At 70.1% G+C, this 20,798-nt stretch carries 19 protein-coding genes; 10 read left to right on the top strand and 9 right to left on the bottom strand.

Features of this window, described 5'->3' with window-relative positions; all coding sequences use genetic code 11:
* Positions 1-41: 41 nt before the first annotated feature.
* Both H4W30_RS28640 and H4W30_RS28635 read left to right on the top strand, forming a co-directional pair.
* A complete protein-coding gene (locus tag H4W30_RS28640) occupies positions 42-1,262 on the top strand; it encodes a winged helix-turn-helix domain-containing protein (protein WP_192745650.1) in 1,221 nt (406 codons plus the stop codon).
* Positions 1,263-1,359: 97 nt separating this feature from the next.
* Positions 1,360-1,845 (top strand): HAD domain-containing protein, encoded by a 486-nt coding sequence (locus H4W30_RS28635; protein ID WP_192745649.1) that lies wholly within the window; start codon positions 1,360-1,362, stop codon positions 1,843-1,845.
* Between the two features lie 74 nt (positions 1,846-1,919).
* On the opposite strand, the gene H4W30_RS28630 is transcribed toward H4W30_RS28635, so the two are convergent.
* Together H4W30_RS28630 and H4W30_RS28625 are read right to left on the bottom strand one after the other, a co-directional pair.
* A complete protein-coding gene (locus tag H4W30_RS28630; RefSeq protein WP_192745648.1) occupies positions 1,920-2,828 on the bottom strand; it encodes a DUF4097 family beta strand repeat-containing protein in 909 nt (302 codons plus the stop codon).
* A gap of 11 nt (positions 2,829-2,839) precedes the next feature.
* On the bottom strand, positions 2,840-3,364 hold the full coding sequence (locus H4W30_RS28625) for a toxin-antitoxin system HicB family antitoxin (RefSeq protein ID WP_192745647.1): 525 nt from the start codon (positions 3,362-3,364) through the stop codon (positions 2,840-2,842).
* Between the two features lie 133 nt (positions 3,365-3,497).
* On the opposite strand from H4W30_RS28625, the gene thyX reads away from it, so the two are divergent.
* The 6 genes from thyX to H4W30_RS28595 all read left to right on the top strand — a co-directional run bounded on the left by thyX (position 3,498) and on the right by H4W30_RS28595 (position 10,924).
* On the top strand, positions 3,498-4,250 hold the full coding sequence (gene thyX / locus H4W30_RS28620) for an FAD-dependent thymidylate synthase (protein WP_007029376.1): 753 nt from the start codon (positions 3,498-3,500) through the stop codon (positions 4,248-4,250).
* Complete coding sequence (locus H4W30_RS28615; protein ID WP_034312164.1) at positions 4,250-4,642, top strand: ACT domain-containing protein; 393 nt, start codon at positions 4,250-4,252, stop codon at positions 4,640-4,642. Before thyX ends, H4W30_RS28615 begins: the two co-directional genes overlap by 1 nt.
* 82 nt (positions 4,643-4,724) lie before the next feature.
* Positions 4,725-6,233, top strand: coding sequence for a serine/threonine-protein kinase (locus H4W30_RS28610; protein WP_192745646.1), 1,509 nt, complete (start codon positions 4,725-4,727; stop codon positions 6,231-6,233).
* 111 nt (positions 6,234-6,344) lie between these two features.
* Positions 6,345-7,358 carry a 4-hydroxy-tetrahydrodipicolinate synthase gene (gene dapA, locus H4W30_RS28605; RefSeq protein ID WP_034312161.1) on the top strand — a complete coding sequence of 338 codons (1,014 nt, stop codon included), beginning with the start codon at positions 6,345-6,347 and terminating at the stop codon, positions 7,356-7,358.
* Complete coding sequence (locus H4W30_RS28600; RefSeq protein ID WP_185927423.1) at positions 7,355-9,052, top strand: ribonuclease J; 1,698 nt, start codon at positions 7,355-7,357, stop codon at positions 9,050-9,052. The genes dapA and H4W30_RS28600 overlap by 4 nt, the downstream gene beginning before the upstream one ends.
* 336 nt (positions 9,053-9,388) lie before the next feature.
* Positions 9,389-10,924, top strand: a complete 1,536-nt coding sequence (locus H4W30_RS28595) for a VWA domain-containing protein (RefSeq protein WP_192745645.1) — start codon at positions 9,389-9,391, stop codon at positions 10,922-10,924.
* On the opposite strand, the gene H4W30_RS28590 is transcribed toward H4W30_RS28595, so the two are convergent.
* Positions 10,854-12,263: an amino acid permease gene (locus tag H4W30_RS28590; protein WP_192745644.1), complete on the bottom strand. Its 1,410-nt coding sequence runs from the start codon at positions 12,261-12,263 to the stop codon at positions 10,854-10,856. The genes H4W30_RS28595 and H4W30_RS28590 overlap by 71 nt on opposite strands.
* A 153-nt stretch (positions 12,264-12,416) precedes the next feature.
* Between H4W30_RS28590 and H4W30_RS28585 the strand changes: the two genes are divergently transcribed.
* Positions 12,417-13,004, top strand: a complete 588-nt coding sequence (locus H4W30_RS28585) for a DUF305 domain-containing protein (protein ID WP_192745643.1) — start codon at positions 12,417-12,419, stop codon at positions 13,002-13,004.
* On the opposite strand, the gene H4W30_RS28580 is transcribed toward H4W30_RS28585, so the two are convergent.
* From H4W30_RS28580 to H4W30_RS28555, 6 genes are all read right to left on the bottom strand, one after another.
* Positions 12,981-13,952: an EamA family transporter gene (locus H4W30_RS28580; RefSeq protein WP_192745642.1), complete on the bottom strand. Its 972-nt coding sequence runs from the start codon at positions 13,950-13,952 to the stop codon at positions 12,981-12,983. The two genes, H4W30_RS28585 and H4W30_RS28580, sit on opposite strands and share 24 nt — an antisense overlap.
* 203 nt (positions 13,953-14,155) lie before the next feature.
* A complete protein-coding gene (locus H4W30_RS28575) occupies positions 14,156-14,713 on the bottom strand; it encodes a hypothetical protein (RefSeq protein ID WP_192745641.1) in 558 nt (185 codons plus the stop codon).
* 71 nt (positions 14,714-14,784) lie between these two features.
* The gene (locus tag H4W30_RS28570) at positions 14,785-16,317 is read right to left on the bottom strand and encodes an alpha/beta hydrolase (RefSeq protein ID WP_192745640.1); all 1,533 of its coding nucleotides are present in this window, start codon (positions 16,315-16,317) and stop codon (positions 14,785-14,787) included.
* Positions 16,317-16,607, bottom strand: coding sequence for a hypothetical protein (locus H4W30_RS28565; protein ID WP_192745639.1), 291 nt, complete (start codon positions 16,605-16,607; stop codon positions 16,317-16,319). The genes H4W30_RS28570 and H4W30_RS28565 overlap by 1 nt, the downstream gene beginning before the upstream one ends.
* A gap of 70 nt (positions 16,608-16,677) precedes the next feature.
* On the bottom strand, positions 16,678-17,292 hold the full coding sequence (gene wrbA, locus H4W30_RS28560) for an NAD(P)H:quinone oxidoreductase (RefSeq protein ID WP_192745638.1): 615 nt from the start codon (positions 17,290-17,292) through the stop codon (positions 16,678-16,680).
* 47 nt (positions 17,293-17,339) lie between these two features.
* Complete coding sequence (locus H4W30_RS28555) at positions 17,340-18,149, bottom strand: lysophospholipid acyltransferase family protein (RefSeq protein WP_192745637.1); 810 nt, start codon at positions 18,147-18,149, stop codon at positions 17,340-17,342.
* A 298-nt stretch (positions 18,150-18,447) separates the two neighbouring features.
* Between H4W30_RS28555 and H4W30_RS28550 the strand changes: the two genes are divergently transcribed.
* A complete protein-coding gene (locus H4W30_RS28550; protein ID WP_192745636.1) occupies positions 18,448-20,775 on the top strand; it encodes a DNA translocase FtsK in 2,328 nt (775 codons plus the stop codon).
* The last annotated feature ends 23 nt before the right edge of the window (positions 20,776-20,798 follow it).

Genomic DNA, 20,798 nt, shown 5'->3' with positions numbered 1-20,798 from the left:
GCGGCCGGAAACTGTCGGTGGTGGATGGCAGCATGCGCAGGATGAGCACTACGACCATCAGCGGGCCGGTCGCGCGCCGGATCGCGCTGGCCGCACAGGGGTTTGCCGAGGCGCGTCCGGGCGGAGCGGCGACAAGGCGGCATCTGCAACGCGTGCTGTCGCGAATCCAGTTGCTGCAACTGGATTCGGTGAACGTCGCGGTCCGCGCGCACTACATGCCGCTGTTCTCCCGGCTCGGTGCGTACGAGCCCGCGCTGGTGGACGACGCGGCCTGGTCCCATTCCGCGCGCAAACCCCGGCTGCTGGTCGAAACCTGGGCCCACGAGGCGAGTCTGCTGCCGATCGCGGACTGGCCGCTCCTGCGGTCCGGGGCGAAACGCATGGGCTGGTGGACGAACTACGCGCGGGTGCTGGAGCAGACGCCCCAGCTGGTGGACGACATCCTGACCGTGGTCAAGGAACTCGGGCCGATCGGCGCGGGCGGTATCGAGCGTGCGCTGGAGGGTAAGGGGACCGGCACGAAACCCGGCTCGTGGTGGGAGCGGTCGGAGGTCAAGAAGGCCTGCGAGTGGCTCTTCGGCATGGGGCAGCTGACCACCGGCACGCGCCGGTCGTTCGAGCGGCTGTACGACCTGACCGAACGCGTCGTCCCGCCGGAGATCCTGTCTCGGACCGTGAGCCCGGAGGAAGGCGCCCGCGAGCTGATCACCCGCGCGGCCGTCGCGCTGGGCATCGGCACCGAACCGGATCTGCGGGACTACTACCGGCTCGGCCCGGACGTGAGCAAGCGGGCGGTGGCCGAACTGGTCGAGGAGGGTGTACTCGAATTGGTGACCGTGGACGGCTGGCCCGCCCCGGCGTACCGGCACGTCGCGGCGAAGGCGCCTCGTCGCGTCACCGGCCGGGCATTGCTGTCGCCGTTCGACCCGCTGATCTGGGAACGCGCCCGCACCGAGCGCATCTTCGATTTCTTCTACCGCATCGAGATCTACGTGCCGGAGCCGAAGCGGATCTACGGGTACTACGTGTTCCCGTTCCTGCTCGACGGCGAACTCGTCGGCCGGGTCGACCTCAAATGCGATCGGGCCGCCGGGGTGCTTCGCGTTCAGGGCGCCTTCGCCGAGCCCGGTGTCGATGTCGCACGCGTGGCCAGTGAGCTGGCGGGCGAGCTGCGGCTGATGGCGGACTGGCAGGGGCTGGACGGGGTCGTGGTGGGGGAGCGGGGTGATCTCGCTCCGGTGCTCTCACGCCTCGTGCACTGATCCGGACCGAGCCGTTGATGAAGGATCCGGGACACGCAAGGTCCCAAATCCTTCGTCAACGTCCGATTCGTGGGTGGGCCTCGGGCATCATGGACCGATGCGGCCGGTGCTTTTCCTCGACGTCGACGGTCCGCTGAACCCTTTCGCGGCCAAGCCCAAGCCGCCGGGGTTCGTCGAGCACAAGTTCCGGCTCCGAGGCTGGAGCCGGCGTCATCCGCTGCGGATGTGGCTCAACCCGGGTCACGGGACGGCGCTGCTCGACGCGGCCGGTGACGCGGAGCTGGTCTGGGCGACGACCTGGGGCCATCAGGCGAACACCATGGTGGGACCGGCCATCGGCCTGCCCACGCTTCCCGCCGTGGACTGCGCGAACGTCGACAGCGGCTGGAAGTTCGACGCCGTCGCTCGTTATGCCGGGCAGCGGCCCCTCGTGTGGCTCGACGACGATTTCGATCTGTACCCCGCGGCCAGGGACGCGTTCCTGGCCAGGCGAGAAGGAAAAGTCACCCACCTGGTGCGGGTCGACCCGCGCACAGGCATCACCGGCGTCCATCTGTCGGTCGTCCGTGAGCATCTGAAATGAGCGAGGGACCTTCGCTCCCACCCCCGTGGAAAAGTGAGAGCAAAGGTCCCTCGATCCCCCTGCGGTCCGCGACCTCAGCTGGCCGCGCTGGTCACCACCGCGTCGCCGGTGCCGGTGCGCGCCCGCACCTTCAGCGACACCTCCGCGGGCGCGGTCTCCGCGACCTCCAGTTCGCTCGACACCGACCCGGTCGTCGACGAAAGGTCGATCTCCGCCTGAACGCCGCCGCGGATCCCGACGCGGACTTCACCCGATCCGGTGGTCAGCTCCAGCGTCCCGGAGGCGGCGTCCGCCACCGAGAGGGAGCCGCTGCCGGTGCGCGCCAGGACCTCGCCCGCGACCTCGCCGAGCCAGACGTCACCCGTGCCGGTCGCGAGCGTGGCCGAACCGCTCACCGAGGCCGCCTCGACGGAGCCGCTGCCGGTGCGCAGCTGGAGACCGGACAGGGTCGGCCCGAGTTTGATGTCGCCGGTGCCGGTGCGGACGATCGCCGAACCGTCGGCCCGTTCGAGGCCGATCTTGCCGGCGCCGGTCAGGAGGTCGGCCCGCCCGGCGGAGCCGGTCACCGTGACGTCGGCCGCCCCGGCCCGCACCTCCAGGTGCGAACCGGCGGGCGCCCGGACCGTCACGGCCAGCGGGACGTTCTTCAGCTGCCAGGCCTTCGGCGCCTGGACGACCAGCCGGTTGCCGACCTTCTCGATCCGGGTCTGCGCCACGGCGTCACCCGCCGACCCCACCGGTGAACCGCCGAGCTGGTCTCCGAAACGTTCCCCGACCCAGCTGAGCAGACTCGTCATCCCGTCCACCCACGGCTGCTGTTCGCCGCCGTCCCGGCGGACCTCGGCGTGGACGCCGCTCTCGCCGGTCAGTTCGATGGTCACCCGGCCGATGCCCACGCTCACGTCGATCTCGATCGGGCCTTCGGCCTCGAAGTCCTCGACACGCACGGTCTCTTCACCCGCGGGAGTGTTTTCCTCGGTCATTTTCGTCCCCCTCAGCCCTGGACCCAGCCGTGCAGGTGCGACCCCGCACCGCCGCCCGGCTTCTGCTTGTAGTGCCAGTGCTCGCTCCCGCTCTTGCCCAGCGCCCCCTGGACGGCCTGCGAGACGAACGTGTTCAGCGAGACGCCCTGAGCGGCGGCCGCGGCCTCGGCCTGGCCCTTGACCTGCTCGAACAGGCGCAGCGTGATGCGGGTGATGTCGCCCGTGTCCACCTTGGGCGTGCGCGGGGCCTCCCGCGGCGCCTCCTGGCGGGGCGCGGACTGCTCGGCGCTCTCACTCGCCCCGGTGACGACGACGCGCACGTCGCGGCCGTCGAGCCGGACGTCGACGACGTGCCCCGGCAGCGCGGAAGTCACTTCGGCGGCCAGGTCGGCGAGGGCGTTCATGATGGTCAGGCGGGCGGCCGGCTCCAGCGCCGACGACAGCAGCGCGGCAGCGCGCCGCGTCTGCTCGTCGCCGGCCGAAGCCGTGTTCGCGAGGTCCTCGCGAAGGCTTGTGATGTACGGCGTCAGATCCATGACACCACTATGACGTCACTTGTGATGTCATGTCAAGGAGAGCTGACGTCACCGTGATGTCTCCCCGGCGTCAAAGACGCTTGCGGTTACGCTGCCCGGAGTCGTGGAGCAGGGGTCGAAAAGGAGTGCGAACGTGGCCGAGACCGTGTCACCCAAGGTTCAACTGATCGCGAAGACGGAGTTCTTCCCGCCGTCGGACGTACCGTGGTCGACCGATGCCGACGGTGGTGAGGCGCTGGCCGAATTCGCGGGCCGGGCCTGCTACCAGTCCTGGAAGAAGCCGAACCCGAAGACCGCCACCAACGCCGGCTACCTCGAGCACATCATCGACGTCGGTCACCTTTCGGTGCTGGAGCACGGTTCCGTCAGCTTCTACATCACCGGCATCTCCCGGTCGCTGACGCACGAGCTGATCCGTCACCGTCACTTCTCCTACTCGCAGCTTTCGCAGCGCTACGTGCCGGAGCGCGACGCCGCGTTCGTCGAGCCCGACGTCATCGCGCAGGACCCGGAGCTGCACGCGAAGTTCCTCGCCGCCTCGCAGGCCGCCGTCGACGCCTACACCGAGCTGCTCGCCGGGCTGGAGGAGAAGTTCGCCGACGTGCCGAGCGCGACCCTGCGCCGCAAGCAGGCCCGCCAGGCCGCCCGCGCCGTGCTGCCGAACGCGACCGAGACCCGCATCGTGGTGACCGGCAACTACCGCGCCTGGCGGCACTTCATCGCGATGCGCGCCACCGAGCACGCCGACGTCGAGATCCGCGCCCTGGCCATCGAGTGCCTGCGCGAGCTGCAGAAGGCTTCGAGCAACGTGTTCGCGGACTTCACCATCTCCGCGCTGCCCGACGGCACCGAGGTCGCGTCCAGCCCGAAGGTCCTCGAGGGCTGATGCGACGCCTCGCGATCGACGTCCGGCCCGGCGAGTACACGGTCGCCCGCCTCGCCCCGGACGCGCCGGTTCCGGCGAACCTGCTCGACCCCGGCGAGCCCGTGCTGATCTCGATCACACGCACCCCGGAAGAGCTGTCGGTGATCTGCCCGGCCGGTCTCGCGCCGGCCGGGGCCACCGTCGAGGACGGCTGGCGGCTGCTGTCGGTGCGCGGGCCGCTGGCCTTCACGCTGACCGGCATCATCGCGGCGCTGTCCAGCGAGCTGGCCGCCGCCGGGGTGGCGCTGTTCTCGATGTCCACGTTCGACACCGACCACGTGCTGGTCCGGGCCCCGGAACTGGAGCGCGCGGTGAAGGCGCTCCGGGAAGCCGGGCACGAGGTCACGGTCTGATTCACGAGCCCGGCGAAGGAACCTTTCGGCGCGCGAACGGGTCCGAGTTAGCATCCTGCGCGAACCGAAGGAGCACCGAACCTTGACCGACGAACAGACCCGTCCGTACGGGCCGCCCCAGCAGACGCAGCAGGCCTCCGGCGCGCGGATCGTCGCCGGCCGATACGCCCTGCTGGGCGAGCTCGGCCGCGGCGGGATGGGCATCGTCTGGCGCGCGCAGGACCAGGTGATCGGCCGTCAGGTCGCGATCAAGGAGCTCAAGTTCCCCAACGCGCCCGAGGACGCCTCGGTGCTGTCGGAGCGGATGCTGCGCGAGGTCCGCTCGGGTGGGCGCCTCAACGACCCGGCCGTCGTGACGGTGTACGACGTCGTCACCGAGAACGGCGCGACCTACATCGTGATGGAGCTGGTCGAGGCGCCGACCCTGGCCGACCTGGTGCGCGACCACGGGCCGCTGCCCGCCCAGCAGGTCGCGCTGGTGGGGGAGCGGGTGCTGTCCGCGCTGCGGGCCGCGCACGCCGCCGGGATCGTGCACCGCGACGTCAAACCCGCGAACATCATGGTCGCGCCGGACGGCCGGGTGAAGCTCACCGACTTCGGTATCGCGCACGCCGCCGACGACCCGCGCCTGACCACCAGCGGCATGATCGTCGGCTCGCCCGCGTTCATGGCGCCGGAACGGGTCGAGGGCCGCGACGCGATGCCGGAATCCGATCTCTGGTCGCTGGGCACGACGCTGTTCTTCGCCGCGGAGGGCATCGTCGCGTTCGAACGGTCGACCACCGCCGCGACACTGCACGCGATCATGACCGAGGCCCCGTACCTGACCAGGGTCCAGGGCCCGCTGGCCGCCGCGATCCTCGGCCTGCTGGTCACCAAACCCGAGGCGCGGATGTCGTACGACCAGGTGCGCAGCCTGCTCGCGGCCGCGCAGGGCGTGCAGGCCCAGCCGACGCCGCCTTCGGGCGGCACGGCGATGATGCCGCAGCACGGTCAGCCGATGACCCGGCTCGCCCCGGCCCCGGCCCCGGCGAAGCGCAACCTGCGCCCGCTGTGGCTGAGCCTGGCCGCGGTCGCCGTGATCGGCGCGCTGGTCGGCGGGATCTTCCTCGGCCGGTGGATGGCCGCGCCGGAGGGGAACAATCAGGCCCAGCCCACCCTGACCTACGGCATCAACGGGCAGGTCAAGCTCGGCTCCTCCGGTGACTGCTACAACGTGCCGCTCAAAGAGGGCGTCAACCTGAACGACGGCATCAGCTGCGACAAGGACCATCTGCTGGAGGTCTTCGCCAAGGGCAGCCTGCTCGACGTCGAGTCCGCTTCGGACGACGAAGCCCAGGTCGCGGTGTATCCCGGCGCGGACGCGGTCAACCGGATCGCCGAGTCGCTCTGCTCGGCGACCTTCAACTCGAACGTCGTGCCCGGGGCGCAACGAGCCTCGCTGACCTGGCGGGCCGTCGTGCCGACCGAAGCCGAATGGAACCGGCCGCCCAACGAGGACGACCCGAGCTATTCACGCGGCTACTACTGCCTGCTCGCCAAGACCGACGGCAGCCAGATCCCCGCGCAGATCACGACCAAGGTCAAATAGCTCACAGAGAGTTTGCGCCGAGTTCGCCTTCGCCGCGGAAAATCTCCCGCATTCGGCGGGAGCGACCACGTCGGCAAGGGGTTCGGCGCTGGCAGGAGGTACCTTCACAGCATGTCCACTCCACCCACCGCAGCGCCGGGAAGACCGTTCGGGCGCGTGCTCACCGCGATGGCCACCCCCTTCGACGCCGACGGCGCGCTGGACCTGAAGCGGGCGCAGGAGCTGGCCGAACACCTCGTGGAACTGGGCAACGACGGTCTCGTCGTGAACGGCACGACCGGCGAGAGCCCCACCACGACCGACGCCGAGAAGGCCGAGCTGGTCCGGGCCGTCGTCGAGGCCGTCGGTGACCGCGCGACGATCGTCGCCGGGGCCGGCACGAACAACACCGCGCACAGCATCGAGCAGGCGAAGCAGGCCGAAGCCGCCGGCGCCCACGGCATCCTCGTCGTCACCCCGTACTACTCGCGGCCCAGCCAGGCCGGGCTCTACGCGCACTTCACCACGGTCGCCGACGCCACCGAGCTGCCGGTGATGCTCTACGACATCCCGCCGCGCTCGATCGTCCCCATCGAGGTCGACACGCTGCTGCGGCTGGCCGAGCACCCGCGCATCCTCGCGGTCAAGGACGCCAAGGGCGACCTGATCGCCGGCTCCGAGGTCATCGCGAACACCCAGCTCGCCTACTACTCCGGTGACGACGGCCTCAACCTCCCGTGGGTCTCGGTCGGCGGCACCGGCGTGGTCAGCGTGATCGGGCACGTCGTGGCGGGCCGTATCCGCGGCATGATGGACGCCTACGAGTCCGGCGACACCTCCACCGCGCGCACCAACCACCGCGGCATGCTGCCGGTCCTGCGGGCGATGTCCCGGGTCGGCGGCGTGGCGTTCTCGAAGGCGGCCCTGCGGCTGCGCGGCTTCGACATCGGTGACCCGCGGCTGCCCATCGTGGCCGCGAACGACGAGCAGCTCCAGGCGATTTCCGCGGATCTCGCCCAGGGGGGCGTGCCGCTCGGGGAAAGCGCCGCCAGTGACTGGCATGGTGCACGAGTGGCACAAGCAGATTCAGCGGCGGCCTACACGGCGCCGACCTCACATACCAGCGTAGGGACCATGCCTCGGTGAGTTCATTGCCAACCGGACCCGGACCGACCACCCCACCGCCCGCGCTGCCCGAAGGCGCCTTGCGCGTGGTCGCGCTCGGCGGGATCGGCGAAGTCGGCCGCAACATGACCGTCTTCGAGTTCGGCGGCCGTCTGCTGATCGTCGACTGCGGGGTGCTCTTCCCCGAAGACGACCAGCCCGGCGTCGACCTGATCCTGCCCGACTTCCGCGCGATCGAAGACCGCCTCGAGGACATCGACGGCCTCGTCCTCACCCACGGGCACGAGGACCACATCGGCGCCGTCCCGTTCCTGCTGCGGCTGGTCCCGGACCTGAAGATCTACGGCTCCCGGTTCACGAACGCGCTGCTCGCGGCCAAGGCCAAGGAGCACCGGCAGCGGCCGAACCTGATCGAGGTCCGCGAGGGCGAGCGACGCAAGGTCGGCGAGTTCGACCTGGAGTTCTTCGCGGTCAACCACTCGATCCCGGACGCGCTCGCGGTGGCCATCCGCACACCCGCGGGCGTCGTGCTGCACACCGGCGACATCAAGCTCGACCAGCTCCCGCTCGACGGCAGGCTGACCGACCTCGCCGGGTTCTCCCGGCTCGGCGACGAGGGCGTGGACCTGTTCTGCGTCGACTCGACCAACGCCGAGGTGCCCGGGTTCGTCATGCCGGAGCGCGACATCGGCCCGGTGCTCGACGACGTCGTCCGCAAGGTCGGCCAGCGCGTCATCGTCGCCTGCTTCGCGAGCCACGTGCACCGCGTCCAGCAGGTGCTCGACGCCGCCGTGCGGCACGGCCGCCGGGTCGCCTTCGTCGGCCGCTCGATGGTCCGGAACATGGGGATCGCCGCCGACCTCGGGCTGCTGAACGTGCCCGACGGCCTGCTGGTCAACCTCGACCAGGCGGGCGACCTGCCCGAGAGCAAGGTGCTGTTCGTGTCGACCGGTTCGCAGGGCGAGCCGCTGTCGGCGCTGTCGCGGATGGCGCGCGGCGAGCACCGGCAGATCTCGATCCGCGCCGGCGACACCGTCGTACTGGCCAGCTCGATGATCCCGGGCAACGAGACCGCGGTCTTCGGCGTCGTCAACGGCCTCACGCGGCTCGGCGCGAACGTCGTGCACCAGGGCAACGCCAAGGTGCACGTGTCCGGGCACGCGTCGGCGGGCGAGCTGCTGTACCTGTACAACGCGGTGCGCCCCAGCAACGTCATGCCGGTGCACGGCGAGTGGAAGCACCTGCGCGCCAACGGCGAGCTGGCCGTGCGCACCGGTGTCGCGCCGGAGAACGTGGTCATCGCCGAGGACGGCGTCGTGGTCGACCTCGTCGACGGCAAGGCCACGCGGACCGGCCGGGTCGAGGTCGGGCACGTGTACGTCGACGGCCTCTCGGTCGGTGACGTCGGTGAGTCGACGCTGTCGGACAGGCTCGTGTTGGGCGAAGGCGGTTTCATCGCCATCACCGTCGCCGTCGACACCAGCACCGGCCGCGCGGTGACCCGCCCGACGGTGTCCGGGCGCGGGTTCTCCGACGACCCGAAGGCGCTCGACGCCGTGCTCCCCATGGTGGAGATGGAACTCGCCAGGACCGAGGCCGAGGGCATCACCGACACGCACCGCATCGCGCAGGCCGTGCGCCGCGTCGTCGGCCGCTGGGTCGCCGACACCTACCGGCGCCGTCCGATGATCGTGCCGACGGTCATCCCCGTCTAGTCCCGAACGCGCGTGAAGGCCCCCTTCCCTCGGCTCAGCCGAGGGAAGGGGGCCTTCACGCGCGAGTGGCGGCTGCGAGCAGCAGCGCGAAGGCGACCGTGAGCGCCTGGCCGAAAAGGGCGTTGCGGGCTTTGCGCTGTTCCGCACGAGTGGGCCGGTTCATCACGAATTTCCCCCGGTTTCGAGTGCTTTCCTTACCGGGCAAGTGTTTCGCGCGCCGCGCCTGGGCACCTCCCGCCTCGGTGGGGTCTTTCTCCGCCGAAAGTCGCGGCCTTCCCCTAGGGGTGGGGTCGGCGTACCCTCGGACGCTCCTCGAGCCCCCTGCCGGGAGAGTTCATGGGACGCCACGCCACCGCCCGGACTCGAAAACGGATACTCCTCCCGTTGCTGGTGACCGTGCTCGGCGCGGCCACCTGGGTCGCCGTGGCGATGGCGAGGTCCGAGCCCGGCTGCGAGCCCGTGCGGGTGGTCGTCGCGGCGTCGCCCGACATCGCCCCCGCGGTCACCGAAGCCGCCCGCGCTCTCGATCTCGCCTGCATCGCCTTCGACGTCCAGGCAAGGGAATCCCACCAGGTCGCGGCCGAGCTGTCCGGGGCGGCGTCCCGGCCGCAGGCCTGGATCCCGTCCTCGACGCTGTTCCTGGGAAAGGCCGGCGGTGTGCCCCTCTCCGGACCGTCGATCGCCAGTTCGCCGGTCGTGCTCGCGGTCGCGGAGCCGGTCGCGCGAGAGCTCGGCTGGCCCCGCAAGCCGCTGACCTGGCCGGAAGTACTCGGCCACACCGGAATCGTCGCCGGCATGCCGGACCCGGGAAGCGATCCCGCCGGGGTTTCCGCGCTGGTGGCACTCCGCGAGCTCACGAAGGACGCCTCCGCGTACGTGGCTTCGCTCCGGAAATTCTTGCCCACCACATCGGGCGCGACGGTGTTCCCAGCGGCCGAGAACGCAGTGCTGCGGCACAACTCCGCCCTTCTCGAAGGCGAGACCGCGTCGGTGGCCGTGTACTCGTCCGCCGCTCCCGCGCTCGACTACCCGTTCGTCGAGGTCGAGGGAGCGACCGCGCAGCAGGGCAAGGCCGTCGCGGAACTGAAACGCGCGCTGCTCCGCGGTGCCGCGACCGGCCCGAGGTCGGAGCTGCGCGCCGCCGGCGGGCAGGCGTTGCGGCTCACCGAAACCGATCAACGCGTCGAGGCACAAGGACAGCGCAGCGCCGAAATCCCGGACGCCGCGGAGGTCGCCAAGGCACTCAGCCAGTGGGCCGCGGTGAACGCGAGCGCCCGGGTCCAGGTGCTGATCGACGTGTCCGGTTCGATGAGCGCGCCGGTCCCGGGCACGGGCAAGTCCCGGCTGCGGATCACGCTGGAGGCGGCGGAGAACGCCTTGCACCTGTTCAGATCCACGTCACAGGCCCGTTTTCTGGCCTTCGCGACCAAAGTGGACGGTGACCGCGACTACCGGGAGATCCTGCCGATGGCGCCGATCCGTCAGCAGCTGGCCGCCGTCGACCGGTTGCGCGCCGTCCGTGCCGTGCCGGACGGGCAGACCGGGCTGTACGACAGTGTCCTCGACATCTACCGGCTGGCGCACGAGGAATGGGAGCGGGGGAAGCTGAACCTCGTCATCGTGATGACCGACGGCCGCGACACCGATCCCGGTGGCATCAGCCGCGAGAACCTGGTGGCGGAATTGGGAAAGCTGAGCGACCGGGACCGCCCGGTGCCGTTGATCGCCATCGGGATCGGGCCGGAGGCCGACGAGACCGAACTCCGTCAGCTCGTCGCGCCCGCCGGCGGCCAGGCCTTCCTCAGCCGTGATCCCGCGAGGATCGGAGAGGTGTTCTACGGTGCTCTGGGCCGGATCGCCGGCGCTGGATGAAGTAGACGCCGAGGATCACCGCCAGGCTGATGAGGCTCAGGTACAGCTGGGCCCGCGTGTCCCCGTCCACGAACAGCATCGACGCGACCACGGCCAGCGTCCCGGCGAGCGTGAGCCAGCTCAGCCAGGGGTAGCCCCACATGCGCAGTTTCAGCCGTTCTGGTGCCTCGGCCTCCAGGCGGCGCCGCATCCGGAGCTGTGAGCCGGCGATGATCGCGTAGACGAACAACGCGACCGCGCCGGCGGAGTTGATGATGAAGTAGAAGATCTTGTCCGGGGACACGAAGTTCATCACCACGGCCACGTAGCCGACCGACGTGGACACCAGGATCGCCTTCCACGGCACGCCGCGCCGGTTCGTGTCCGCGATCCACTTCGGCGCCCAGCCGTTGCCGCGCAACGCGAACAGCATGCGGGAAGCGGTGTACAGACCCGAATTCAGCACCGACAGCACGGCCGTCAGCACCACCGCGCTGACCACCGTCTCGGCGGCGGGGATGCCGAACCGGCCGAACGCGGCGGCGAACGGGCTCGTCGTCGTGGGGATGTCGCGCCAGCCGGTGATCATCACCAACAGCGTCACGGAGCCGACGTAGAAGACGATGACCCGCCAGACGATCGACGAGGTCGCCTTGCGCACGGCCACTTCGGGCTCGCGCGATTCGGCGGCGGCGATGGTGACGATCTCCGCGCCGAAGTAGGAGAAGATCACGATCACCACCCCGTGCACCACCGAGAACGGGCCGTTGGCCAGGAAACCGTCCTGCGCGATGTTGCCGACCGAGAACGATCCGCCGGGCCACGCCCCGAGCACGAACAGGACGCCCACCACCAGGAACACCACGATCGTGGCGATCTTGACCGACGCGAGCCAGAACTCCGTCTCCCCGAACGAACGGGCCGAGGCGAGGTTGGTCGCGGTCAGCAGCAGCATCAGCACGAGCGAGAAGATCCATTGCGGCACAACGGGAATCCACGTCTGCAGGATCTTCGCCCCGGCGACGGCCTCGAACGCGACCACGCCGACCCAGAAGTACCAGTACAGCCAGCCGACCGTGAAGCCCGCCCAGCCGCCGAGCGAGGTCCGCGCGTATTCCATGAAGGAGCCCTGCGACGGCGCGGCCGTCGCCATCTCGCCGAGCATCCGCATCACCAGCACGACGATCAGGCCGCCGATGGCGTAGGAGAGGACGGCCGCCGGGCCGACGGTGTGGATGACCGCGCCGCTGCCGATGAACAGGCTCGCGCCGATGATGCCGCCGAGGGCGATCATCCGGACGTGACGTTGCCGCAGGTCCGGGCGCAGACCCGCCCGTTCGGAACCGGCTTCTGCACCCATTTCGCGGTTACCTCCTGTCGGAGTGACGGCGGATCGCGGGATTGTCGCACCGCGAGGCCAGGAGGAAAAGTGTTTGCGCAACCCCAGGTGAACAGGCCGATGTGGACTCTGCGAACCTAGGCACCTCCACCGCGCGTTCCGAGGAGCTCTTCGATGCCGCACGCCGTCCTCCGGTTCCTGCCCGCCGTCGCCCTGGCCGCCGCGCTCGCGGGCTGCTCGGACGAGGCACCCCAGTCGCAGACGGCGCCTCCGGCGTCATCACCGGTGGCGCAGCAGGCCGCCGTCCCGTTCAACGACGCCGACGTCGCCTTCGCGCGGCAGGCCCTGGCGCACCATCAGCAGGGCATGGATCTGGCTTCCCTGGCGGAAAGCCGCGCGTCGAACGAGCAGCTGAAGGCGCTCGCGAAGCGGGTCATCGACACGCACGAACCGGAGATCGCGCGGCTGTCCGGGCTCATCGAGGCGTGGGGCCAGCCCGCGCCGGACGACCCGAACCTCGAACACGTCCAGCGCGACGGGTACATCAGCCCGGGTGACATGGCGGCGCTGGCCGGACTGTCCGGAAAGGACTTCGACCGCCAGTTCGCCGCGCGGCTGCTGCGCCAGCGCGAAGCGGGCGTCCGCATCGCCGACGCCGAAACCCAGCACGGCCGCAACCCCGACGCCCGCGATCTCGCCGCGACGACCTCACGTTCGCAGCAGCAGGAGATCAGCGACCTACGGGGCTTCCAGCAGGGTTGAGTCCGTCTGGACCACGTTCGAATTCAGCTGGACGATGTACGCGCCGGTCAGCAGCACCACCGCGCCGGCGGCTTGGATCCAGCTGAGGGCCTCGCCCAGCAGCAGCCAGGCCGCGGTGGCGGCGATCAACGGCTCCACCAGCCCGACGACGCTCGCCACCGGCGCCGGAAGATGGCGCAGCGCCGCCATGCCCGTCGCGTAGGCGAGGACGGTCGCGATCAGCACCAGCGCGATCAGCAACGACCACACCGGCGGCTCCCACGGCCCGAACGTCGCAGGCGTGTCGAGGATGCCCCACGGGATCGTCCACGGCGGGGCGACCACGCACACCAGGACCGCGCCGATCGTCATGCCCCAGGTGACCATGCCGAGCGGATCGCGGTCCGCGACGCCACGTTCGCCCAAGAGGAAGTAGCCCGCCGAACAGACGGCCGCGCCCAGCCCGGCGAGCAACCCGAGGACGTCCAGGCTGAGCCCCTCCCAGACCTGCGCGACCAGCATCAACCCGGTCATCGCCAGCGCGATGCCCGCCCACATCACCCTCGGCAGCCGCACCCGGCGCACGAACCGCACCCACAGCGCGATCAGCACCGGAGAGGTGAACTCGAGCAGGATCGCGATGCCGACCGGGATCCGGCCCGCCGCCAGGAAGTACATGAGCTGGACGCCCGCGACACCGAGGGAGCCGTACGCGAGCAGCAGCGGCCACTCGTTCTTCGTGACTTTGAGGAGCTTCGGCCGGAAGACGGCGACCAGCGCGAGCAGCACGATCGCCGACAGCCCGATGCGGATCGCCGCGACCTGCTCCGGTGACAACCCGGCTTGCATCGCCGGTTTGCCCAGCACACCCGAGGTCCCGAAGAAGAGCGCGGCGAGCAGGATCAGCGTGATGCCCCGGCCGCGGTGTGCGACGTGCTGGCTGGGGGCGGCGGCGAGTTCGGCGGTCACGGCCGGAGGGTAGAGGCCGGGTGGCGGCGGGTCGACCCGTTTTCCCAGCGGCTGGGCTTCCCGGAATCCGGCCCACTCACCACATCCGGCACCGGATGGCCGGAATCGCCTTGCCGCCCACGGTCACCGACGTCGCGAAAGCCACTTTCGGGACATCAGACGTCGCGAAAGTGGCTTTCGCGACACGTCGCCACCGCGAGCGGTCAGAAGGAGGTGCCGCCGTCGGTCCAGTCGGTCTGGGCGAAGTCCTCGTCGTCGACGGGGGCTCGACGCGGTTTGCGGACCGGTTCCGGCGGCGGGGGAGCGGCGACCGGCTGCTCGGGCTCGGTGGCTTGGGTGGCTTCGAGGGCCTGGGGTTCGGGCGTGCCGTTCGGCCAGACGCAGGGGGAGGTCGCGCCGACGTAGAACTTGCCGAGGTCGTTCGCCTTGATCGACATGTCGAAGGCATCGCCGGTGTTGCGCGCGAAGACATACTGATCCGTCGGCCGGGCGTCGGTCAGGATCTTGAAGGCGTTCGCTTCCCACCACCGAGTGATCGCGGTGAAGTGCTCGGCGAACCGCGCGGAGTCCAGGCCGACGATCTCGTAGGTCGCCGAGATCTCGAAGCGGCCCAGCGGTCCCTTGTCGGTCGGATCGGTGCATTCCGAACGGTTCCGCGTGAACGGCTTCAATTCGGCGTCGGCGGGCAACGCCGACAACGCGCCTTGGATGTACTGCTCGACCTTGTCGCGAGCCTGCTGTTCGGTGATCGTCGATTCCATGTCGTCCCCACCTCCAGGGGAACAGGCCGCCGAGAACATCAGCGAGGCGAGGATGAATGTGAGTGCCCGGTTCACGTCGTCGGTTTCCCGGCGATGATCTGGCCGAGATTGTTCAGCGACGGGTTGTTGTCTTCCCAGTATTCGCTGTGCGCCTCCGTGCTGTACCCGCCCCACCCGTCCGTGCCCGGCGCCGACGTGAACACCTGCCCGCCGAAGTCCGCGTCGGTCGGGTCCTGGCCGAGGATCGGGTCGTACCCCGCGATCTCGACATTGGCCAGGTTGATCATGTCGTGTTCGGCGACCGTCGCGTGCACGTGCTTGCCGATCTCGTCCTGATTCACCCCGTCGAGGTGCAGTTCGCTCACATCGTGCGCGCCGACGCCGGGGCTCGCCACGAAGACGAGTTCGTCCGCGGCGAGGCCACCGTCACCGGCCGCGTGCCCGACGACGGTGGTGCCGTAGCTGTGCCCCAGCACCGTGTTGTGCGACGGCGGTCCTTGGTGTGTTTCCCGCAGCCCGTCTTGGAACTGCGCGAGGGCCGCCTTGCCCCCCTCGGCGTACTTGTCGCTCGCGGCGTCGGTGAGCTCGTCCGGCGCGTCGTAGCCGAGCCAGGTGATCACGGCCGTCGAGGGCGAGCCCGACGTGGTCGCCGCGGCCCACATCTTGTCGGACCGGTTGAGATCGCCGCCGATTTTCGACAACTCCGAACCGGTCCCCGGCACGTACGTCGCCACGTTCGCGGCGGTGTCGGGATTCCCCGCGGACACGATCGCCTTCCCGTCGCCGCTGGTGGCCAGTCCCAGCAGGAACGCCTGGGGGTCCGACCGGTCCAGCCGCTGTCGGATGGCTTCGAGTCCCCTGAGTTTGGGGTCGCCTTGGAGCCGCGCGATCTCGCGCGCGAGGACGGCGCGGTTGGCGGCGTCGCGGTCGGCCGCCGGGATCCCGTCGAGATTGCCGACGAGACCCGGATTTCCCTGCAGCAGAGCGACTTTCGCCGTATCAGACAGGCTTGCCCACCAGGCCTTGTTATCGCCCGGGGTGCCGTTCTCCGGTGGGCCGATGATCGACAGCCCGCTTTGCGCGGCTCCGGCGTCGGCCGCTTGGGCGAGCGTGCCGCCACCCTGTTCGGTGATCTCGCCACGCAGGGCCCGCCGCAGGATCTCGGCGAAATCGGCGTCGACGTCGGCCGCGCGGCGCAGGCCCTGTTCGACCCTGTCGGCCAGTTCCGCCATCAGGCGGGTCTGGTCCGGTCGTGGAACGCCGACGGAGATCTCGCCACCGGCGCCGATGGCCAGGTCGTGCCGGTGGGCCAGTTCGTCGGTCTCCCGCACGAACGCGACGATCCGGTCCAGCGCGATCTGTACCTCGTGAGCGCCTCGCCGGACCGCGGCAGCCTCGGCGACGAGCCGTTCCAGGGTGGAGGTCAGCGACGCGCCCCGTGTCGACGCGGCGGTGGCCGCGTCGCCGGTCCAGCCCGGGAAGCGGGCCATGGCTTCGACGTCGTCGTTCGCGGCGATGATCTTGGTGCAGCCGTCGTTGAGCGCGTCGGCGACGCGGCCGATCGCGGCCGGATCCCAGCGGCGCACGTCTCCCCAGGTGAGCATCAGACGGGAAGTTCCCGCGACGCCGCCAGTTCGTTCGAGCGGTAACGCGCGGCCGCCGCGCCGAGTCGTGCGGAGTAGTCCGCGGTGTTCTCGGCCCAGCCGGGCACCGCGCGGCCCCAGGAGTCCGCGAGCAAGCGGGCCGCTTCGCCGGACACACCGCCAGGCAGACCCGCCGCGACGCCGGAAAGCGCGGCCGCCAGGTTCACCTTCCCGACGTCGTCCGACGCCCGTTTCGCCGCGCTGGACGCCGCGCCGATCGCCGCCAAGGCCACCTCGTACCCGCCGGTCATCCCGCTTCCTCCCCATAGCGTGACGCTGTGTGACCACACTATGACGCGGGAGCCGGACGCGCGGTTCCCTTCACCCGTCCTTGAAAAGACCGTCGGCGACGTAGCGCGAAACGGTGGCGAGGCGCCGCCCCTGCAGCCGGAGGGCGTCCAGGGCGAGATCGTCGGGTTCGGCGGATTTGCGCGAGACGAACGAACCGCCGTACGGATTGCCCGATTCGAGCAGCCGCGGATCGGTGTAGCCGAGCGGCAGGACGATGGCGCCCCAGTGGTAGAAGATGTTGTTCGTCGCCAGCACCGTCGCTTCGAGGCCGCCGTGCGCGGTGGAGGCGGTGGTGAACGACGTCGCGACCTTGTTCACCAGCTTTCCCTTGGCCCACAGGCCGCCGGTACTGTCCAAAAAGGACTTCAGCTGGGCGGCGGGACCGCCGAAGCGGGTCGGGCTCCCGGCCGCGAACCCGTCGGCCCACTCCAGGTCTTCCAGCGTCGCCGTCTCGTGGTGCGGCCCCGCGTCCACCCACGCCTGCCAGCGTGGATTGCTCGCCACCGCGCCGGGCGGGGCGGTTTCGGGAACCGTGCGGACGCGGACTTCGGCCTCGGCCTCGCGGGCGCCGTCGGCCAGCGCCGACGCCAGTTTCGCGGTGTTGCCGGTCGCGCTGTAGTAGACGACGAGGATGCGGGTGCTCACGTCCGCCGACCTTAGGCGAGCGTGAGCACCCGTCTCAGGATCCGGACTCAGTACTTCTTCCAGGGGCTGACGGTGTCCGTCGGCCGCGTCGGATCGTGGAAGCGCGGCTTGTCCAGTTCGTCGCGGCGCAGCGGGACGAGACCGTCGGTGATCGCCTGCATGATCTTGGCGTGCGCGCGGACCCCCGCCCCCGGCCGCTCCGGCTCGACCTCCGACAGGTCCACCGGATCGCCGAAGTGCACCTTGAACCGCGGCCGCCGCATGGGCGCGCTCAGCCCGGACTTCGCGAGCGGCACCAGATCGGCGGGGCCGTTGACGGTCTCCGTTCCCCAGTACACGGCTTCGTGCGCGCCCCACTGGCTGATCGGGATCACCGGCACCCCGGCGGCCAGCGCGAGCCGCGCCGCGCCGGTCTTGCCGCGCTCCGGCCACAGGCCGGGATCGTGGCTGATCCGGCCCTCGGGATAGACGATCAGCGGGTCGCGGGTGGCCCGCAGGGCTTCGGTGGCTTCGGCGAACTGGCCGATGGCCGTCGACGCCTGTTTGCGGTCGACCCGCAGGTGACCGCTGAGCCGCAGCGCAGGGCCGATGACCGGCGCGTCGAGGATGCCGCCCGCCAGCATGAACCGCGGATTGATGCCGATCCGCTTGCAGGCGGCCATCAGCACGAACGCGTCGAAGACGCCGATGTGGTTGGCCGTCATGAGCAAGGGCTTCCGGCGCAGTTCCGCCGAAACACCGCCGGTCACGGTGAGCTTTCCGACGAAGTTGACCAGCCCCCGGTCGATGTTCAGCATCGTGCGCCAGATTGCCGGGGCGCGGCGAGCCGAATTCTCATCCTGATGCAGCGCGAACATGGGGCAGAGCATGTCATGGCCCGCTTTTCACCCGGATGGCCGCTCAAGCTGTGACCTGAGACGAATGTTCCGGATGTGCTCCGAGTGGCAGCCGGGGCTGGAGGGTCGAGGCGGTTACCGTGGAGACATGGCTAGCGGGTCGACGACCAGGAAACGGAGTACGGCGCGAAGCGGCGGCAGCAAGGGGCCGGCGCGAAAGCCGCGTACCCCGGCGAAGCCCAGGTCAACGGCTGCGAGGAAGCCCGCTCCACGGCGTCCGGCGCCGCGGAAGAAGTCGTCCGGCACGTTCGCGAAGGGCGTGCGCGGCACCTGGAACCTGCTCGCGAAGGGCCTCGGCACCCTCGCGCGGACGGTCGGCCGCGGCCGCGAACTCGAACCCGAGCACCGTCGTGACGGTCTCGCGCTGGGCCTCATCGCCCTGGCGCTGGTGATCGCGTTCGGGGTCTGGTGGCGGGCCGCGGGCCCGATCGGCGGCTGGGTCGAGGTCGGTGCCCGCTCACTGCTGGGCGCCGGGGCCGTGACGCTCCCGCTGGTGCTGACCGTGGTCGCCGTCGCGCTGATGCGGTCGGAACCGATGCCGGAGGCCCGGCCGCGGATGGTCATCGGCACCCTGCTGGTGGTGCTGGCGGTGCTCGGCCTGCTGCACATCTTCACCGCGCTGCCCGAGACCAACGACGGCCGGATGTACGCCGGCGGGGTGATCGGCGCGTTCTCCGGTGGCCTGCTGACCATGGGGGTCACCACGTGGGTCGCCGTGCCGCTGCTGGTGCTGGCGCTGCTGTTCGGCACGCTCGTGTTCACCGGGACGCCGGTCCGGGAGATCCCGCACCGCCTGCGGAACTGGGGTCTCGACCCCGAAGAGATCGAAGAGGCCGAGGCCGAGCGCAAGGCCATCCACGAGGAACGCGACGCCGTCACCGAGGCCGACCCGAAGTCGGTCCGCCTGCGGAAGCCGTCGCGACGCCGTCAGGCCACGGGCGACCAAGAGGGCGAGCAGCTCGACATCGAAGCCGCGCTGGCCGAAGCGCCGACGCCGCTGCGCCCGCCGAAGCCCGCACCCAAGCCGGTCGAAGAGAAGAAACCGAAGAAGGCCGAGGCACCGCTGGCGGTCACCAGGACCGTCGAAGGCGACTACCAGCTCCCGCCGCCGGACCTGCTGAAGCTCGGCGACGCGCCGAAGTCCCGCAGCAAGGCCAACGACGCCATGATCGAGGCGATCACCGGCGTGCTGGAGCAGTTCAACGTCGACGCGCAGGTCACCGGCTTCACGCGGGGCCCGACCGTCACCCGGTACGAGGTCGAACTCGGCCCCGGCGTGAAGGTCGAGAAGATCACGGCGCTGACCAAGAACATCGCCTACGCGGTGGCGACCGACAACGTCCGGCTGCTGGCGCCGATCCCCGGCAAATCCGCCGTCGGTATCGAGGTGCCGAACTCCGACCGCGAGATGGTGCGCCTCGGCGACGTGCTGCGCGCGCCGTCGACGGTCAAGGACAACCACCCGATGGTCATCGGGCTCGGCAAGGACATCGAGGGCCATTTCGTCACCGCGAACCTGACGAAGATGCCGCACCTGCTGGTGGCGGGGTCCACCGGTTCCGGTAAGTCGAGCTTCGTGAACTCGATGCTGGTGTCGCTGCTCGCGCGGTCGACGCCGGACGAATGCCGGATGATCCTGATCGACCCGAAGATGGTCGAGCTGACCCCGTACGAGGGCATCCCGCACCTGATCACGCCCATCATCACCCAGCCGAAGAAGGCCGCCGCGGCGCTGGCCTGGCTGGTGGAGGAGATGGAGCAGCGCTATCAGGACATGCAGGTCAACAAGGTCCGGCACATCGACGACTACAACAAGAAGGTGCGCTCGGGCGAGATCACCGCGCCGCCGGGCAGCGAGCGCGTGTACGCGCCGTACCCGTACATCATGGCGATCGTCGACGAGCTCGCCGACCTGATGATGACCGCCCCGCGCGACGTCGAGGACGCGATCGTCCGGATCACCCAGAAGGCGCGGGCCGCCGGTATCCACCTGGTGCTGGCGACCCAGCGGCCGTCGGTCGACGTCGTGACCGGCCTGATCAAGACGAACGTGCCGTCGCGGCTGGCGTTCGCGACCTCGTCGCTCACCGACTCGCGGGTCATCCTCGACCAGCCGGGCGCGGAGAAGCTCATCGGTATGGGTGACGCGCTGTACCTGCCGATGGGTGCCGGGAAACCGGTCCGCATCCAGGGCGCCTTCGTCGGCGACGAAGAGATCTCCGCGGTGGTGAACTTCGCCAAGGAGCAGGCGCAGCCGGACTACCAGGACGGCGTCACCGCGGCGAAGGCCGGCGAGAAGAAGGAAATCGACTCCGACATCGGCGACGATCTCGACGTCCTGCTGCAGGCCGCCGAGCTGATCGTCACCTCGCAGTTCGGCTCGACGTCGATGCTGCAGCGGAAGCTGCGCGTCGGCTTCGCCAAGGCCGGGCGCCTGATGGACCTGCTGGAAAGCCGTGGTGTCGTCGGGCCTTCGGAGGGCTCGAAGGCGCGGGACGTGCTGATCAAGCCGGAGGAACTGGAGTCGGTGCTGTTCATGATCCGCGGTGGCGGGGACGCGAACGGCGGCGACGTCTCGGACGACTGAGGCTTTCGAAGGACCGATGCAAC

The sequence above is a fragment of the Amycolatopsis roodepoortensis genome (assembly GCF_014873915.1).
GTDB classification, from domain to species: domain Bacteria; phylum Actinomycetota; class Actinomycetes; order Mycobacteriales; family Pseudonocardiaceae; genus Amycolatopsis; species Amycolatopsis roodepoortensis.
This window is presented reverse-complemented; position numbering and strand designations above follow the sequence as displayed.